This window comes from uncultured Phenylobacterium sp., assembly GCF_902826855.1.
Taxonomy (GTDB): domain Bacteria; phylum Pseudomonadota; class Alphaproteobacteria; order Caulobacterales; family Caulobacteraceae; genus Phenylobacterium.
The window spans coordinates 24,532-39,902 of sequence record NZ_CADEGK010000015.1 but is presented as its reverse complement, the minus strand read 5'-3'; the positions used below and the strand labels follow the sequence as shown (position 1 = coordinate 39,902).

The window sequence follows — 15,371 nt, the reverse complement described above, 5'->3', positions numbered from 1 at the left end:
TCGCCTCGATAGGCTCCTCGCGCCAATCCTCAGGAAGGAGCGGACTGAACCCCGCCAGGCGCCGGACATCCTCGGTCCAACGCTCGGCGGCTCGCCCCGCAAGGAAGGCGGTGTGTATCACATTCTCGCCCCCTAAGGCCAAACCCAATTCGGCCGCGCCGAACAGGCCGATAAGCCCAGGCGCCGGGGACTGGTGGCGGGCGAGACGCAGGAGCTTTCCGCGACCGTCCGCAGCCCCATCGCAGGCTTCGACCAGCCACGCGACCTTGCCCGCGGCGATGGCAGAGGAGACCTTTTCAAACCCCGAGATAAGGTCGCCGCCCCGTTTCGCAAGTCCGAGCCCCGCCAGGAGCCGCGTCTTCAGCAGCATCTCGACCTGGTCCGGCAACTCGGCCGAGGCCTTGAGCTGCGCCTTGGCCGCGCGGGCGAAGAGCCCCTTCTTCGCGGCCGTGGCCACGGAGGCGCGGTCGGCGGCCACCCATAGTCCCCGTCCCGGAAGCTTGCGCGCCAGGTCGGGCACGACCTGGCCCTCCGGCCCCGCCACGAAGCGGATCAGCCGCTGCTCCGTCATCACCTCGCCCGAAACGATGTCGCGCCGCTCACGCGACGCCTGGGCGTGGGTGGAAGCCTTAGCGGCGGATATCTCCATGACGGGTCACCTCACCCGGCCTTAGGAGTCTTGCGCTTCGCCGACCGGTTCGGCTTCGGCGAAGACCTCTTCGGCGGGATCCAGCTCCTCCTCGACCGGCTCCGGCTCTTCCGGCGCCTCGACCCAGCCCATGGCCACGCGGGCGCGCATGATGAGGAGTTCGGCGTCGGCCGGGTCCAGGCCGAAGGCCTCGAGGATCCCCGGCTCGCGCACGCGTTCGCCATTCTTGGCCTCGAACCAGCCGCGCAGGTCGTCGGGCACCAGGCCGGCGAAGTCCTCGACGGTCTTCACGTCGCCCTCGCCCAGGGCCACCGCCATCGGCAGCGTGATGCCCTCGATCTCCAGAAGGGCGTCCTCGACGCCCAGCTCGCGACGCTTGGCGTCGTACTCGGCGGCTTCCTTGTCCAGGTAGTCTTGGGCGCGGGCCTGGATCTCGGCGCCGGTGTCCTCGTCGAAGCCCTCGATCGAGGCGACCTCGGAGACGTCGACGTAGGCCACGTCCTCGACCGTGGCGAAGCCCTCGGTGACCAGCAGCTGGGCGATCACCTCGTCCACGTCCAGGGCTTCCTGGAACAGGGCCGTGCGCTCGGCGAACTCGCGCTGGCGGCGCTCGCTCTCCTGGCTCTCGGTCATGATGTCGATCTGCCAGCCCGTCAGCTGGCTGGCGAGGCGCACGTTCTGGCCGCGGCGACCGATGGCGAGGCTCAACTGCTCGTCCGGCACGACCACCTCGACCCGCTCGTCCTCCTCGTCCATGACGACCTTCGAGACTTCGGCCGGCGCCAGGCCGTTGACGATGAACGTCGCCTCGTCAGGGCTCCACTGGATGATGTCGATCTTCTCGCCCTGCAGCTCGGCCACCACCGCCTGCACCCGCGATCCACGCATACCAACGCAGGCGCCGACGGGGTCGATGGAGCTGTCGTTGGAGATCACCGCCATCTTGGCGCGGCTGCCCGGATCGCGGGCCACGGCGCGGATCTCGATGACCCCGTCGTAGACCTCCGGCACCTCCTGGGCGAACAGCTTGGCCATGAAGCCGCCGTGCGCGCGGCTGAGCAGGATCTGAGGGCCCTTGGTCTCGCGGCGGACGTCGTAGATGTAGCAGCGGATCCGGTCGCCGATGTTGAAGTTCTCGCGCGGGATCGACTGGTCGCGGCGCATGATGCCTTCGCCGCGGCCCAGGTCGACGACCACGTTGCCGTATTCGACCCGCTTGACGGTCCCGTTGACGATCTCGCCCACGCGGTCCTTGTACTCTTCGTACTGACGCTCGCGCTCGGCGTCGCGGACCTTGCCCATCACCACCTGGCGGGCCATCTGGGTCTGCACCCGGCCGAACTCGAAGGGCGGCAGCAGCTCCTCGTAGGTGTCGCCCACCTTGGCGTTCTTGTCCCGGCGCTTGGCGTCCGCCAGCCGCAGGATGCCGGCCGGTTCCTCGATCGGCAGCTCCAGCCCCGTCTCCTCGTCGATGCCGCCGCCGAAGATGGCGTCGTCCTCAACCACGGTGATCACCCGCTTGATGGTGGTCTCGCCGGTCTTCGGATCGATGTGCACCCGGATGTCGTGCTCGGCGCCGTAGCGCGAGCGGGCGCCCTTCTGGATCGCCTCCTCGATCGCCTCGATGACGATCTCCTTGTCGATCGACTTCTCGCGGGCCACCGCCTCGGCGATCTGCAGGAGTTCAAGCCGGTTGGCTGAGATGCCGGTCAGGCTCATGGGGTGTTCCTCTTACTCGGGCGTGTGTTGTTGGTCGGATGCGAGGCGGGCCGCTCGGACCTGCGCCCCGCGCTTCATCAGTTCGTCGGTCAGCACCAGCTTGGCCTCGACGATCCAGTCGAAGGGAACCATCGCGGTTTCCTCTTCGCCCTCAAGATCCAGGCCGACCTGCTGGTCCTCGACGCAGGCCAGCCGGCCGCGGAACCGCTTGCGGCCCTCGGCGAGGCGGTCCAGCTCCAGCTTCACTTCGTGGCCCTCGTAGGCCGCGAAATCCTTCAGTCGGGTCAGCGGCCGGTCGACGCCGGGCGACGAGACTTCCAGGGTGTATTCGCCGCTGATCGGATCGGCGGCGTCCAGCACCTCGGAGAGCGCCCGCGACAGCCGTGCGCAGTCCTCTACCACCATGTCGCCGTCGATGGCGCGTTCGGCCATGATCTGCAGCCGGCGCGTTTCGGTCCCGCCCATCAGCCGCAGGCGCACGATCTCGTACCCAGCGGCCTCGGCCACCGGGTCGAGCAGCTCCAAAAGCTCAAGGTCTTCAGCGGTCTTCCCACGCACGGGAACCCAGGCCTCCGGCAAAGAAAAAAGCGGTCGGGCCGGAGCCCGCCGCTCGTAGGCGCCATACAGCGCTAACGGACGATGTTGAGGGGATATATAGCCCCAGCAGGGGTGGTTGTCAGCCCTCTTGCGACTCTGCGGCCCGCTCCATGCGGACGAGGGCTTTCATCCGACGCTCGGATGGGTCAGGAAGCGGCATGGACCTCTCCAAGATCCCCGTCGGCCAGAACCCGCCCTACGACGTCAACGCCCTGATCGAGATCCCGCAGGGCGGCGAGCCGGTAAAGTACGAGCTGGACAAGGAGTCCGGTGCGATCTTCGTCGACCGCTTCCTGCACACGGCGATGTTTTATCCAGGGAACTACGGGTTCATCCCCCATACGCTCGCCGACGACGGCGACCCCATGGACATTATCGTGGTCGGGCCGACGCCGGTGGTGCCGGGGGCGATCATCCGCGCGCGGCCGGTGGGGGCGCTGATCATGCGCGACGAGGCGGGCGGGGACGAGAAGATCCTGGCGGTGCCGGTGGACGCCCTGCACCCCTTCTACACCGGCGTGGACTCATGGCGTTCGCTGCCCACCATCCTGACCGAGCAGATCGCCCATTTCTTCCAGCATTACAAAGACCTGGAGAAGGGCAAGAGCGTCGAGATCGTGCGCTGGGCGGACCCGGAAGAGGCCGCCGACATCATCCGCCAGTCGATCGAGCGCTACGCCGTGGCCGGCTAGGTCCGGACGAAATCCAGGAATACCGGGGCGCAGTCGCCGAGGCGCTTTTCCTCATAGCGGGTGGTGACGTGGTCGGGCGGCGGGGTACGCCAGTCGTCGGCTCGCTCACCCTGCCAGGCGAAGGTCTTGGATGCGGTGAGCCGGGCGAGGGACCAGTCCACGTAGTCGGCCCAGTCGCTGGCGAACCGCAGCCGCCCGCCGGGCTTGAGCACCCGGGCGAGGTCGGCGACCAGCTCGGGCTGTATCAGGCGGCGCTTGTGGTGGCGGACCTTCGGCCAGGGGTCCGGGAAGAGGATGAAGACGCGCGCCACGCTGGCGTCGGGCAGGTGCGCGATCAGGTCGCGGACGTCGCCGTCGTGCAGACGGATATTCGTGAGGCCCTGTTCGGCGATGTGGCGCACGGCGCTGGCCACGCCGTTCTGGAACGGCTCGGCGCCCAGGATCAGGACGTCGGGCGCGCGCGCCGCCTGGGCGGCCATGTGCTCGCCGCCGCCGAAGCCGATTTCCAGCCAGGTCTCGGCCGCCTGAGGCATCAGCGCGCGCGGGTCGACCGGGCCGTCGGGGATCCGCAGGGCGGGCAAGCGCTCGTCCACCAGCGCCGCCTGGCGCGGCTTGATGGCGCGCGACTTGATGCGGCCGAAGGATCGGATGGGGCGCTCGGCGTCGGACATGGCGCCTTCTAGGGCGCCGCCTCCCGCGCGCCAAACTTGGCCCTCAAGTCAGCCGGGAACGTTCGTCGGGCCCGGATAGCCGGCGCCCGATCTTCGCGCGCCATGCCACGCTGATGACAACGCCCACCACCAGCCCCGCCATGGCGATCCAGGCCAGCAACTTCAGGCCCATCCACAGCGCCCAGCCCGCGCCCAGCGCCAGGCACACGAGGAAGACGATTCCGAGGGTCTTCAGCTTGTCCATGTGGACCATACGGCCAGGCCGCGCCTTCGTTCCCGCCCGCCGCGACCGTCAGCCCAGCAAGCCCTTCAGCCGGTAGAGGGCGTCCATGGCTTCGCGGGGGCTCATGCCGTCGGGGTCGAGGACCTGGAGGGCCTCCTCGACCTTGGAGGGGCCGAAGCGGGCCTCGGGCTCGGCGACGGCGGCGAAGAGCGGAAGGTCGTCGAGGTTGGCGGGGCCGGCGGCTTCGCGCTCCAGGCGTTCCAGCACCTGCCGGGCGCGGCTCACCACGGCTGGCGGGACGCCGGCCAGCTTGGCGACCTGGACGCCGTAGCTGCGGTCGGCGGGGCCGGGGCCGGCTTCGTGCAGGAAGATCAGGTCGCCGTTCCACTCCTTGGCCTTGAGGCTTAGGTTGGAGACGTGAGCCAGCCGGCCCTCGAGCACCGCGAGCTCGTGATAGTGGGTGGCGAAGAGGGCGCGGCAGCGGTTGGTCTCGTGCAGCGCCTCGGCGCAGGCCCAGGCGATGGCCAGGCCGTCGTAAGTGGCGGTGCCGCGGCCGATCTCGTCCAGGATCACCAGGGAGCGCGGGGTCGCCTGGGTCAGGATGGCGGCGGTCTCGACCATCTCCATCATGAAGGTCGAGCGGCCTCGGGCCAAGTCGTCGCCGGCCCCCACGCGGCTGAACAGGCGGTCGACCACACCGAGCCGCAGGCGCTTGGCGGGTACGAAACAGCCGGCCTGGGCGAGGACGGCGAGCAACGCGTTCTGCCGCAGGAAAGTCGACTTGCCGGCCATGTTCGGGCCGGTGACCAGGCTCAGGCGCGCCCCACCGACTCCGGCGCCATCCAGTCGGCAGTCGTTGGGGGTGAAGGCCTCCCCGGCGCGGCGTACGGCGGCCTCGACCACCGGGTGGCGCGCGGCCTCGGCCTCGAAGGCCGTCGAGCGATCCACCGTCGGCCTCGTGGCCCCGACGTCGTCGGCCCATTCGGCGAGGCCGGCGGCCACGTCCAGGGTCGCCGCGGCGGCCGCCGCTGCCTGGAGGGGGCGGGCGACCCGCGTTGCGGCCTCGCGCCAGGCCTCGAAGGTGTCGAGCTCGATGGCCAGGGCGCGCTCGGCGGCCTGTGCGATCTTCGCGTCCAGCTCGGCCAGCTCCACGGTGGTGAAGCGGACCTGGTTGGCCATGGTCTGGCGGTGGATGAAGGTGGCGCTGAGCGGGGGCTTGAGCAGCGGCTCGCCGGCCTTGGCGGTACATTCGACGAAGTAGCCGAGGACGGCGTTGTGGCGGATCTTCAGCGCCACGCCGGAGTCGGCGGCGAGTTGCGCTTCCAGCGCGGCAATGACGCGGCGGCTGTCGTCGCGCAGCGCGCGGGCCTGGTCGAGTTCGGGGCGGACGCCGGGGGCCACGAAACCGCCGTCGCGGGCAAGCGCCGGCAGGTCGGGGCCGAGGCCGGACGCCAGCAGGTCGCGGAATTGGGCGAGGTCCGGGAGGTTGGCGAGGTCGAGGGCGAAAAGGGCCTGGGAGACTTCGGCCGGCTGGCTGACCAGTGGGTCCCTGGTGTCGGCGAACAGGCGGCAGATAGCCTCCCCTGCCTCGAGCCCGACCGCGAGCGCCCCAAGGTCGCGCGGCCCGCCGCGGCCCAGGGCGAGGCGGCTGAGCGCGCGGGCCATGTCGGGCAGGCCTTTCAGCACCTCGCGCAGCTTCTGGCGCTGGGCGCGGTGGCCGCAGAACCAGGCCACGGCGTCCAGCCGCGCATCGATGGCGGCGGGGTCGAGCAGCGGTCGCGCCAGCCGCGACGCCAGCAGCCGCGCGCCTGGCGCGGTGACGGTGCGGTCGATGGCGCCCAACAGCGAGCCGTCGCGGGCGCCTGAGGTGGACCGCTCGATCTCCAGGCTGCTCCGCGTCGCCGGGTCGATGACCATGACGTCGCTCTCGCCGGCGCGGCGCGGTGCGGAGAGCGCGGGCAGGCGGCCGGCCTGGGTGGTCTCCAGGTGGGCGGCGATCAGGCCGAGGGCGGATATCTCGGCGCCAGTGAACGGGCCGAAACCGTCCAGGGTCTCGACGCCGTACAGCCGCTTCAGCCGAGTCTCCGAGGCGCCCGGCTCGGCCAGCGCGCCCGGCATCGGCTGGACAAACCCGCCGGCGGACTTCAGCGCCTGCGACACCGCCTCGTCGGCGAACAGCCGGTCGGGGACCAGGATCTCCGAGGGTCCCAGCGCCGCCAGCGCCGAGGCCAGGCCGGCGACCGTGACCGCCAGGCACTCCACCTCGCCGGTCGAGAGCTCGACGCTGGCCACGGCCGCGTGTCCGGCGCGCACCGATACGGCGGCCAGGCGATTGGCGCCGCGGGCGTCCAGGAGGCCATCCTCGGTCAGCGTGCCAGGGGTGACCACGCGGACCACGTCTCGGCGGACCACGGCCTTGTGGCCGCCCCGGCGCTTGGCCTCGGCGGCGTCCTCCAGCTGGTCGCAGACCGCGACCTTGAAGCCCGCACGGATCAGCTTGGCGAGATAAGCTTCCATGGCATGCGCCGGCACGCCCGCCATGGGGATCGGCTGGCCGCCGTGCTGGCCCCGGGCCGTGAGCGTGATGCCCAGCACCGCGGCGGCCTTCTGGGCGTCCTCGAAGAACAGCTCGAAGAAGTCGCCCATGCGGAAGAACACCAGGGCGTCCGGCTGCGAGGCCTTGGCCTCGAAGAACTGCGCCATCACGGGCGTGGCCCCGGCGGCGTCAGGCATTTGGGCGGTCTGGGCGTTCATCAGCGGCCGGACGCTAGCGGATGGGTGCGACGCTCGCACCCCTTGAACACCGCTGGTCCAACGCCAAGCTGTGGATGGATGAGTCGAGGTTGAGATGTCCCAAGGGCGCGTCGATACCCAGTTCGTGATCTTCCCGGCGGGGCCCACCGACGCCGACGATCTGGCGCGGGTGCACGTCCAGTCCTGGCGCGAGACCTACAAGGGCCTGCTGCCCGACGCCTACCTCGCCCGTATGAGCGAGCCGGCGCATGCGCGGCGCTTCGGCCAGATGTTGATGAAACCTGGCCCCGACGACGTGATCCTGGCCGCTGCGGACCGATGGGGCCTCGTGGGCTACGCCCAGGGCGGGCCATCGCGGCGGCGGGTGGCGGACGAGGCGGAGGTGGCCACGCTCTACCTGCTCCGCGCCGCCCAAAGCCGTGGCCTGGGCGGCCGGCTTCTGGCCGACGCAGCCCGGGGGCTGGCGGCGCGCGGCGCGAAGTCCCTCGTGATCAGCGTGCTGCGCGACAACTTCGCAGCGCGGGGCTTCTATGAGCACCTGGGCGGCGAGGCCGAGCCGGCGCGGCTGGAGCCGGGGCCGGGCGGGGGGACCTACTACGAGGTGGCGTACCGGTGGGGGGATATCGGGATGCTTTATCCTCTCCCCGAATGATCTTGCCCTTCCCGCAAGCGGGAAAGGCAGGGCGCCTACACCCCCTCCGCCGAGGCGTAGGTGAGGGAGACGAAGACGTCCTCCAGGTCCGGATCCTCGGTGGAGATGTCCTTGATGTGGAGGCCCGCGGCGCGGATGGCGGCGAGGACCTGTTCGACGGTGGAGTGGCCGGTGCGGTAGCTGACCGAGAAGCCGCCGGACTTGGTGAGCTTGGTCTCGAAGCCGGGGAGCGGCGGAGCGGTCGCCAGGGGCTCTTCCACGGTGACCAGCACCAGGCGGGTGTCCATGCGGCGCAGGAGCGTGGTGGTGGGCTCGCAGGCCACCACCTGGCCGCGGTTGATGATGGCGATCTGGTCGCAGAGCTCCTGGGCTTCCTCCAGGTAGTGGGTGGTGAGGACGATGGTCACGCCCTTGCGGTTCAGCTCCAGGACGTAGTTCCAGAGCTGCTTGCGCAGCTCCACGTCGACGCCGGCAGTGGGCTCGTCGAGGATCAGCACCGGCGGGTTGTGGACCATGGCCTTGGCCACCATCAGCCGCCGCTTCATGCCGCCGGAGAGCTGGCGGACGTAGGCCTTGGCCTTGTCGGCAAGGCCCAGCGCGGTCAGGAGTTCGAGGCTGCGCCGCTCGGCCTTGGGCACCGCATACATGCCGGCGGCCACCTCAAGCGCCTCGAAGGGGGTAAAGAACGGGTCGGCGGCGATCTCCTGCGGGACCACCCCGATGGCCGCGCGCGCGTCGCGCGGCGTCCGGTCGATGTCGCGGCCCCAGATGGCGACGCTGCCCGAGGTCTTCTGGCAGAGGCCGGCCAGGATGTTGATGAAGGTGGACTTGCCGGCGCCGTTCGGGCCGAGGAGGCCGAAGATCGAGCCGCGCGGAATGGCCAGGTCGATTCCCCGCAGCGCCTGCATTTCCGGCGTGGTCTTGGTGGCCGCGTAGGTCTTGACCAGGCCCCTGGCCTCGATGGCGAATTCCGGAAGGTCCATGGGGTCCTGTCGTTGACGCGCGAAGGTCGCGTCGCATACCTAGGCTCGCGCCGCCGCTCAGCCAAGCGAGCCGCTTGAAGGTACCGAAGACCATGGCCCGCAGAGCCGCGAAGAAACCCGAACCGGCCCCGGCCAAGCCGGCGCTGATCGTCGACCCCAATCCGCCCGAGATCGTGGTGGTGCGCAGCGGGCGGATCGCCTGCGACGGGGTCGGCGGGGCGCTGGGCCATCCACGCGTGTGGCTGGAGATGGGCGAGGCGACCTTCGTCGAGTGCCCCTACTGCGACCGCCGCTTCGTGCTGGCGGCCAGCGCTGGCGAGGGCCCGGAGGACGAGCGCCTGGCCCCGGGTGTCTACGAGGGCCCGCACGGGCACTGACTTGGGACCGCTCGCTGCAAGGCGCTTGAAGCGCTGCGGAAGACGGCGGCAAGCTCTCCCGATGATCCGCATCACGCTCGCCGCTGCGCTTCTCGCCGCTCCCGCGGTCGCCCAGGCGCCGCCGAAGCCGGCGTGCGCCGCCGCCGAGCATCGGCAGTTCGATTTCTGGGTGGGCCGCTGGCAGGTCTCGCAGACCGGCAAGGACGGGGTCGTCGCCGAGAGCCTGATCGAGAAAGTCTACAACGGCTGCGGCATCCGGGAGAACTGGATGCCGAAGAACAAGCAGGACGGCGGCAGCCTCAACATCTACCTGCCCGGCGAGAAGGCCTGGAAACAGACGTGGATCGACTCGGGCGGAACCCGGGCCGACTTCACCGGCGGCTGGACCGGCAAGGCGATGGTGCTGACCGGCAAGTGGGACGGACCGCTGGTGCGGATGACCTATACGCCGAACCCCGACGGGAGCGTGCGGCAGGCCGGGGAGCAGTCCACCGACGGCGGCAAGACCTGGACGCCGAGTTTCGATTTCACCTACCGGCGAGGCGACTGAAGGCGGCGCGGCGCTTCGTCTACACCCGCAGCGGCATCAGGATGTACTGCACGTCTACATCGCTCGGATCGAGGACCAGCGCGGGGTCGTTGAGGCCGCCGAAGCGCAGCTCCATGCTCTCGCCCGAGATCTGGTCGGTGATGTCCAGGAGATAGCGGGCGTTGAAGGAGAGCTCGAAAGGCTCGCCGTCGTAGTCGATCTCCAGCTCCTCGACCGCCTGGCCGGCTTCCATATTGCGCACCGTGAGGACGACGCGGCCGCTGTCGATGGCCATGCGCACCGAGCGGGACTTCTCCGCCGAGATCGTGGCCACGCGGTCGACGGCCTGAGCGAACAGCTTGGCGTCGACCATGACCGTGCGGTGGTTGTCCTTGGGGATCACGCGAGCGTAGTCGGGGAAGTTGCCGTCGATGACCTTTGACGTCAGAGCCGCCCCACCCAGCTCGAGGCGCACCTTCTGGGGGCTGATCTGCAGGTCGACGCTCTCGCCCGCGTCCTCGAGCAGGCGGCGGACTTCGTTGATGGTCTTGCGCGGCACGATGACGCCTGGCGCGCCCACCGCGCCCTCCGGGGCGGGCATATCCGCCAGAGCCAGGCGCGAGCCGTCGGTGGCCACGGCGCGCAGGCGGGCGACGCCGTCGACGACGATCGTGTGCACGTAGAGGCCGTTCAGGTAGTAGCGCGTCTCCTCCGCCGAGATGGCGAAGCGGGTCTTGTCGATCAACCGGATCAAGTCGCCGGCGTCCACGCTCATGCGCCCGGCGAAGCCGTCGGCGTTCATGACCGGGAAGTCGCCCGCCGGCAGCACCGGCAGGTTGAAGCGGCTGCGGCCCGCCGCGACGGTCAAACGGGGGTCCTCGCCGGTGAAGCTCAGCGAGACATCAGCGCCCTCGGGCAGCTTGCGGACGATCTCGTAGAGGGTGTGGGCGGGCGCGGTGATCTGGCCAGGCTGGTCCACCTGGGCCAGGGCCACGTCGATGATCTCCAGGTCGAGGTCAGTCGCCGAGAAGGTCAACCTGTCCCGTTCGGCCGACAACAGCACGTTCGACAGGATCGGGATCGTGTTGCGGCGCTCCACGGCGCTCTGCACGTGGCCCAGCGCCTTGAGGAGCGCGGCGCGTTCGATCGTCAGCTTCATCTCGGTCCCGGCTGCTTACACCCGCGGACGAATCACCCGCGTCCGCACGCGCCCCGATCTGCAAGGGATTGGGACATTAGCCAAAATTGCCGGGGGGAAAAGGGCTGCTCGTCCATAGAAGCTCGTCGCCGCGCGGGTGGGACGTCCAAGCTGTGGATGGCGGACGCCCCGCCCGCGGCGCCGGAGCCCAGGATCATCATCGCCGAGGTCGCCGGCGCCCGGCGGGACGGCGCTGTACTTGACCATGTTGCCCTGGGTGGGCTCACTGTCGAAGGCGTCGCTCCACAGTGCGCTCGACCGTCCACGTTGGCGCTGACGGGTCGTTCGGCAGCCAGGAAGCGGGGCCGGCCGGCCTTATTGCCCAGAGGCAAAACCGAACCGGAGACCAGTGATGCCGCGAGCCCACAACGGCGCCGTCGAAATCGAGTACGACAGCTTTGGCGACGACCGGCCGGAAGCCGTCCTGCTGGTCAACGGCCTGGGCTCGCAGATGACCCGCTGGCCGGAGGCGTTCTGCGCCGCCCTGGTCGCCCGAGGCTACCGCGCCATCCGCTTCGACAACCGCGACACCGGAATGTCCTCCTGGCTCGACGGCCAGAGTTACGTCCTGGCGGACATGGCGAACGATGGGATGGCGGTGCTGGATGCCGCCGGCGTGCGGCGCGCCCACATCGCCGGGGTGTCCATGGGCGGGATGATCGTCCAGCGCATGGCCCTGGACCACCCGGACCGGGTGCTGTCGATGACCTCGATCATGTCGGCGCCAAGCCCCGAGACGCTGCAGTCCACGCCCGCGGCGCTGGCGGTGCTGAATGACCCGCCGCCGGATCCGAAGGCGGACTGGGAAGCCTTCGTCGCCCACGGCATGAAGAACGCGCGCACCATCGGCAGCCCCGCCTATCCCTGGACGGAGACGGACCTCCGCGCCCGTGTCGAGGCGGAATACGCCCGAGCCTACAATCCCGCCGGGGTCGTGCGGCAACGCAAGGCGATCATGGCCGACGGCGACCGCATCCCCGAGCTCAACGGCCTCGCGATCCCCACCGTGGTCCTGCACGGCGAGGACGACCCGCTGGTTCAGCCCCTGGGTGGCCAAGCCACCGCCGCGGCGATCCCCGAGGCGGAGTTGCGGATGATCCCCGGCATGGGCCACGATCTGCCCCCGGGCCTACACGGCATTTTCCTGGACGCCATCTGCGCGGCGGCGACCCGAGGCCGACCGAACGCTTGAGCAAGGAAACACCATGGGACGTCTATCCGGCCGCACGGCGGTCATCACCGGGGCGGCCAGCGGGATCGGCCGGGCGGCGGCGAAGATCTTCGCCGCGGAGGGCGCGAACGTCATCGCGTCGGACCTCAACGACACGGCCTCGGCCACCGTCGCGGAGATCACCGCCGCCGGCGGCAGCGCCCTGGCGATCCAGGGCGACGCCGGCGACGACGCCTTTGTCCGGTCGCTGGTCGCCCGCGCTCAGTCCGAGTACGGCGGCCTCGACATCTTTTGGGCCAACGCCGGAATCCTGGGCCGCTCCGACTCGCTCGCGGCGCAGACCGCGGAAGAGTGGACGGAGATCCTGCGGGTGAACCTGATCGGGCCCTTCCTGGCGGTGAAGCACGCTTCGGCGGCGATGATCCCGCAGGGCAAGGGCTCGATCATCTGCACGGCCTCGATCGCCGGCATCCGCTCGGCCGATGGCGCGGTGGCCTATTCGGCCTCCAAGGCCGGCGTCATCAACCTGGTGAAGACCGCCTGCAACGAGCTCTACGGCACCGGGATCCGGGTCAACGCCATCGCGCCGGGCCTGATCGAGACCGGTATGACCAGGCCGCTGTTCGATAACGCCCGCGCCCGCGGCAAGGGAGACCGGATCGGCCAGCTCAATCCCAGCACACGCTACGGGGAGCCTGAGGAGATCGCCCGCGCTGGCCTGTTCCTCGCCTCCGACGACTCGTCCTACGTCAACGGCCAGACCATCGCCGTCGACGGCGGCCTCTCCAGCTCGCATCCGATCATGCCCCGCCGCCGATGATCCTGCTCGCCCGCCATGGGGAAACCGAGTGGAACGTCGAGCGGCGCATGCAGGGCCGCAAGGACTCCCCGCTCACCGGGCGCGGCCAGCGGCAGGCCCACGCCATGGCCGCCCTGGTGCGCAGCCTGGCGCAGCGGGATCCTGGTCCGTGGCGGGTGATCACCAGTCCGCTCGGTCGAGCCCACGCCACCGCCGGGATCATCGCGGCCGCCGCGGGCCTCTCGCTGGAGGCCGACGATCGCCTCATGGAGGTGAGCTGCGGCGATTGGGAGGGCCGCCTCTGGGCCGAGGTGGGCGCCGGCGTCCCCGCGACGGCGGCGTCGCGCCGCTGGATCTTCAACGCCGTCGGCGGGGAGAGCTATGAAGAGGTCGAGGACCGGGTGGCCAACTTCCTGGCCAGCGTCGAGCCCGAGCCACACCGCCGTCTGGTGGTCGTCAGCCACGGCGTCTCGGGTCGCATTCTCCGCGGGGTCTATGCGGGCCTGACACAGGAGGCGGTTACGGAGCTCGACGTTCCGCAGGACGCCGTCTACCGCCTTCAAAACGGCCAGATCGACCGCTTCGACTGCGAACCCGTCGAATAGCCGCTAAGGGGGCCGATGCTCCGCGCCTTCCTCCTCGCCGCCGCCGCCGTCCTGCTGATGGGCGCTGACCGTGCGCCGGCCGTCGACTATCGGCTGCGCGTGACGCCGGCCGGACTGGATGTGGAGCTGCGCCTACGCGGGGATGCCGACGGCGAGACGCGGCTGGTCGCGCCCACGGAGCTCGCCTCCGGCCTGGCCGTGTCCGGCGGTCAGGCCCAGGCGATCGACGCAGCCCACTACGTGGTGCGGCACAAACCGGGCGCAAAACTCGCCATCCGCTACCGATACGCCGGGCAGGGCGCGGGCGTCGCGGCCCTGGGCGAGGCCTTGTTCGCGACGCCGGAGGGCTGGGACGCGGTCCCTGCGTCGGTGCGCTGGCAGCGACCGCCGAAGGGCTGGCGCATGGCATCCGACCTCGACCATGCCGCCCACGGCCGCGCGCTGACCGTTGCCGACATCCGTCGTTCGGTGGTGCTGGCCGGGCCGGCCGTGCAGGTCGCGGAGCGCGGAACCCTGCGCGCCGCAACCTTGGGCGCCGGCGCCCCCACCGCCACACAACTCGCCGACGCGGCCGCCCCGGCCCTGGCCGCCGAGCGGGCCTATTGGAGCGAAGCCAACGGGCCGTTTCTCGTGACCGCCTTGCGCGGCGACCGCTATGTGGGCCGCGACGACGCGATGGCCGTGCCGGCGCGCCAGGCGCCCGACGCCGACCTGCGCCGCGCGATCGTCGTGGCGCAGGTGCTGGACCAGTTCCCCGGCCGCATGGGTCCCGCCGCCCGGCCCTCAGACTGGCTGACCCAGGGGTTCGCGGCGTTCCTGACCGACCGCATCCTGCTCCGCGCCGGCCTGGCCACCACCGATGAGAGCGTCGCCCAGGCAGGGCTGCACGAACGGGGGGCCGACCCCGCCAGCCGCGGCTACCTCCTGGCGCTGAAGTGGGATGAGGCGGTTCGGCTCAAGACCAGGGGCAAGGCCGACCTCGACGACGTGCTGGCGCGCACGCGCGACCACTACCGGCGCTTCCCGGCCGGCCTAGGGCCCGACATGATCACCGGCCTGGTCTCAGCCGCCTGGGTGACCGCCGGCCTCGATCTGCGGCCCGACATCGCGCGGTTCGCCGAGACCCGCGTCGCGATCGGCCTCCCAGAAGAAATGTTCGACGGCTGCTTGCAGGCGCGGATCACCGTGACGCCGGCCTTCGACGCGGGCTTCAATACCGAGGCGTCGTTCGCCGCCAGGCAGGTGAGGGGCGTGGTGCGCCGTGGCCCCGCCTGGAACTCCGGGGTGCGCGACGGGATGGCGCTGGAAACCTGGACGTACAAGGCCGGCGACATGACCCGGATGATCGAGCTCGCCGTCCGCCCGGCCGGCCGCCGCGCCAAGCCGCGCAGGATCGCCTACTGGCCCTATGGCGACGCCACGGTGGAAACCCGTAGGCTGCAGCTGACCCCCGGCATGACCGAGGCCCAGAAGGTGGCCTGCGGCAGGAAGATCAGCGGTCTGTGAAATGTCCTAGTGCACGGACCCGCGTATCCACTTCCACGGCGGCAGGCCGTCGCGGCGGGGGCCGATCCACTGGCCGGCCGCGAGCACGCCCAACGCCGCGGCGATGCCCAGCGCGAAGGCCGCTACGGTCAGGGCCGCGACCCCGGCGGCGCCGACGCTCAGGGATCCGGGCTCCATCCAGTGGACCAGTTCGCCGCTCTGTTCCTCAGGCTCGAAATCCTCACGGGGATGGGTCATGGCAGGGCT

General features: G+C 70.5%; 17 protein-coding genes. 8 read left to right on the top strand and 9 right to left on the bottom strand.

Annotated elements, in window-relative coordinates:
• The 3 genes from QZV94_RS04140 to rimP form a co-directional block, all read right to left on the bottom strand.
• On the bottom strand, window positions 1–649 hold a 649-nt coding region (locus QZV94_RS04140), incomplete at its 3' end, for an RNA-binding protein (protein ID WP_293676541.1).
• A 21-nt stretch (window positions 650–670) separates the two neighbouring features.
• The gene (nusA, locus tag QZV94_RS04135; protein WP_293676540.1) at window positions 671–2,368 is read right to left on the bottom strand and encodes a transcription termination factor NusA; all 1,698 of its coding nucleotides are present in this window, start codon (window positions 2,366–2,368) and stop codon (window positions 671–673) included.
• 12 nt (window positions 2,369–2,380) lie between these two features.
• Window positions 2,381–2,926 carry a ribosome maturation factor RimP gene (gene rimP / locus QZV94_RS04130; protein WP_293676539.1) on the bottom strand — a complete coding sequence of 182 codons (546 nt, stop codon included), beginning with the start codon at window positions 2,924–2,926 and terminating at the stop codon, window positions 2,381–2,383.
• A 197-nt stretch (window positions 2,927–3,123) separates the two neighbouring features.
• Between rimP and ppa the strand changes: the two genes are divergently transcribed.
• Window positions 3,124–3,657 carry an inorganic diphosphatase gene (gene ppa, locus QZV94_RS04125; protein WP_293676538.1) on the top strand — a complete coding sequence of 178 codons (534 nt, stop codon included), beginning with the start codon at window positions 3,124–3,126 and terminating at the stop codon, window positions 3,655–3,657.
• Here the strand turns inward: ppa and trmB are convergent.
• From trmB to mutS, 3 genes are read right to left on the bottom strand one after another with little or no spacing between them, the layout of a single operon-like run.
• Window positions 3,654–4,328 (bottom strand): tRNA (guanosine(46)-N7)-methyltransferase TrmB, encoded by a 675-nt coding sequence (trmB, locus tag QZV94_RS04120; protein ID WP_293676537.1) that lies wholly within the window; start codon window positions 4,326–4,328, stop codon window positions 3,654–3,656. The genes ppa and trmB overlap by 4 nt on opposite strands.
• A gap of 43 nt (window positions 4,329–4,371) precedes the next feature.
• Window positions 4,372–4,572: a hypothetical protein gene (locus QZV94_RS04115; protein ID WP_293676536.1), complete on the bottom strand. Its 201-nt coding sequence runs from the start codon at window positions 4,570–4,572 to the stop codon at window positions 4,372–4,374.
• A gap of 48 nt (window positions 4,573–4,620) precedes the next feature.
• Window positions 4,621–7,305, bottom strand: a complete 2,685-nt coding sequence (mutS, locus tag QZV94_RS04110) for a DNA mismatch repair protein MutS (protein ID WP_293676535.1) — start codon at window positions 7,303–7,305, stop codon at window positions 4,621–4,623.
• 94 nt (window positions 7,306–7,399) lie between these two features.
• On the opposite strand from mutS, the gene QZV94_RS04105 reads away from it, so the two are divergent.
• Complete coding sequence (locus tag QZV94_RS04105; protein WP_293676534.1) at window positions 7,400–7,957, top strand: GNAT family N-acetyltransferase; 558 nt, start codon at window positions 7,400–7,402, stop codon at window positions 7,955–7,957.
• Between the two features lie 35 nt (window positions 7,958–7,992).
• Here the strand turns inward: QZV94_RS04105 and QZV94_RS04100 are convergent, their stop codons facing one another.
• A complete protein-coding gene (locus tag QZV94_RS04100; RefSeq protein ID WP_293676533.1) occupies window positions 7,993–8,940 on the bottom strand; it encodes an ABC transporter ATP-binding protein in 948 nt (315 codons plus the stop codon).
• 92 nt (window positions 8,941–9,032) lie between these two features.
• On the opposite strand from QZV94_RS04100, the gene QZV94_RS04095 reads away from it, so the two are divergent.
• Together QZV94_RS04095 and QZV94_RS04090 are read left to right on the top strand one after the other, a co-directional pair.
• Window positions 9,033–9,317 (top strand): zinc-finger domain-containing protein, encoded by a 285-nt coding sequence (locus tag QZV94_RS04095; protein WP_293676532.1) that lies wholly within the window; start codon window positions 9,033–9,035, stop codon window positions 9,315–9,317.
• A 61-nt stretch (window positions 9,318–9,378) separates the two neighbouring features.
• Complete coding sequence (locus tag QZV94_RS04090; protein WP_293676531.1) at window positions 9,379–9,867, top strand: hypothetical protein; 489 nt, start codon at window positions 9,379–9,381, stop codon at window positions 9,865–9,867.
• Between the two features lie 19 nt (window positions 9,868–9,886).
• Here the strand turns inward: QZV94_RS04090 and dnaN are convergent, their stop codons facing one another.
• Entirely contained in the window at window positions 9,887–11,005 is a 1,119-nt protein-coding gene (dnaN, locus tag QZV94_RS04085; RefSeq protein WP_293676530.1) for a DNA polymerase III subunit beta, read from the bottom strand.
• A gap of 391 nt (window positions 11,006–11,396) precedes the next feature.
• On the opposite strand from dnaN, the gene QZV94_RS04080 reads away from it, so the two are divergent.
• From QZV94_RS04080 to QZV94_RS04065, 4 genes are read left to right on the top strand one after another with little or no spacing between them, the layout of a single operon-like run.
• Window positions 11,397–12,236, top strand: coding sequence for an alpha/beta hydrolase (locus QZV94_RS04080; protein WP_293676529.1), 840 nt, complete (start codon window positions 11,397–11,399; stop codon window positions 12,234–12,236).
• 13 nt (window positions 12,237–12,249) lie between these two features.
• Window positions 12,250–13,035, top strand: a complete 786-nt coding sequence (locus QZV94_RS04075; RefSeq protein ID WP_293676528.1) for an SDR family NAD(P)-dependent oxidoreductase — start codon at window positions 12,250–12,252, stop codon at window positions 13,033–13,035.
• Entirely contained in the window at window positions 13,032–13,619 is a 588-nt protein-coding gene (locus QZV94_RS04070; protein ID WP_293676527.1) for a histidine phosphatase family protein, read from the top strand. The genes QZV94_RS04075 and QZV94_RS04070 overlap by 4 nt, the downstream gene beginning before the upstream one ends.
• Before the next feature lie 15 nt (window positions 13,620–13,634).
• The gene (locus tag QZV94_RS04065) at window positions 13,635–15,125 is read left to right on the top strand and encodes a hypothetical protein (RefSeq protein WP_293676526.1); all 1,491 of its coding nucleotides are present in this window, start codon (window positions 13,635–13,637) and stop codon (window positions 15,123–15,125) included.
• A gap of 6 nt (window positions 15,126–15,131) precedes the next feature.
• Here QZV94_RS04065 and QZV94_RS04060 read toward each other — a convergent pair whose 3' ends face one another.
• Window positions 15,132–15,362, bottom strand: coding sequence for a hypothetical protein (locus QZV94_RS04060; protein ID WP_293676525.1), 231 nt, complete (start codon window positions 15,360–15,362; stop codon window positions 15,132–15,134).
• Between the last annotated feature and the right edge of the window lie 9 nt (window positions 15,363–15,371).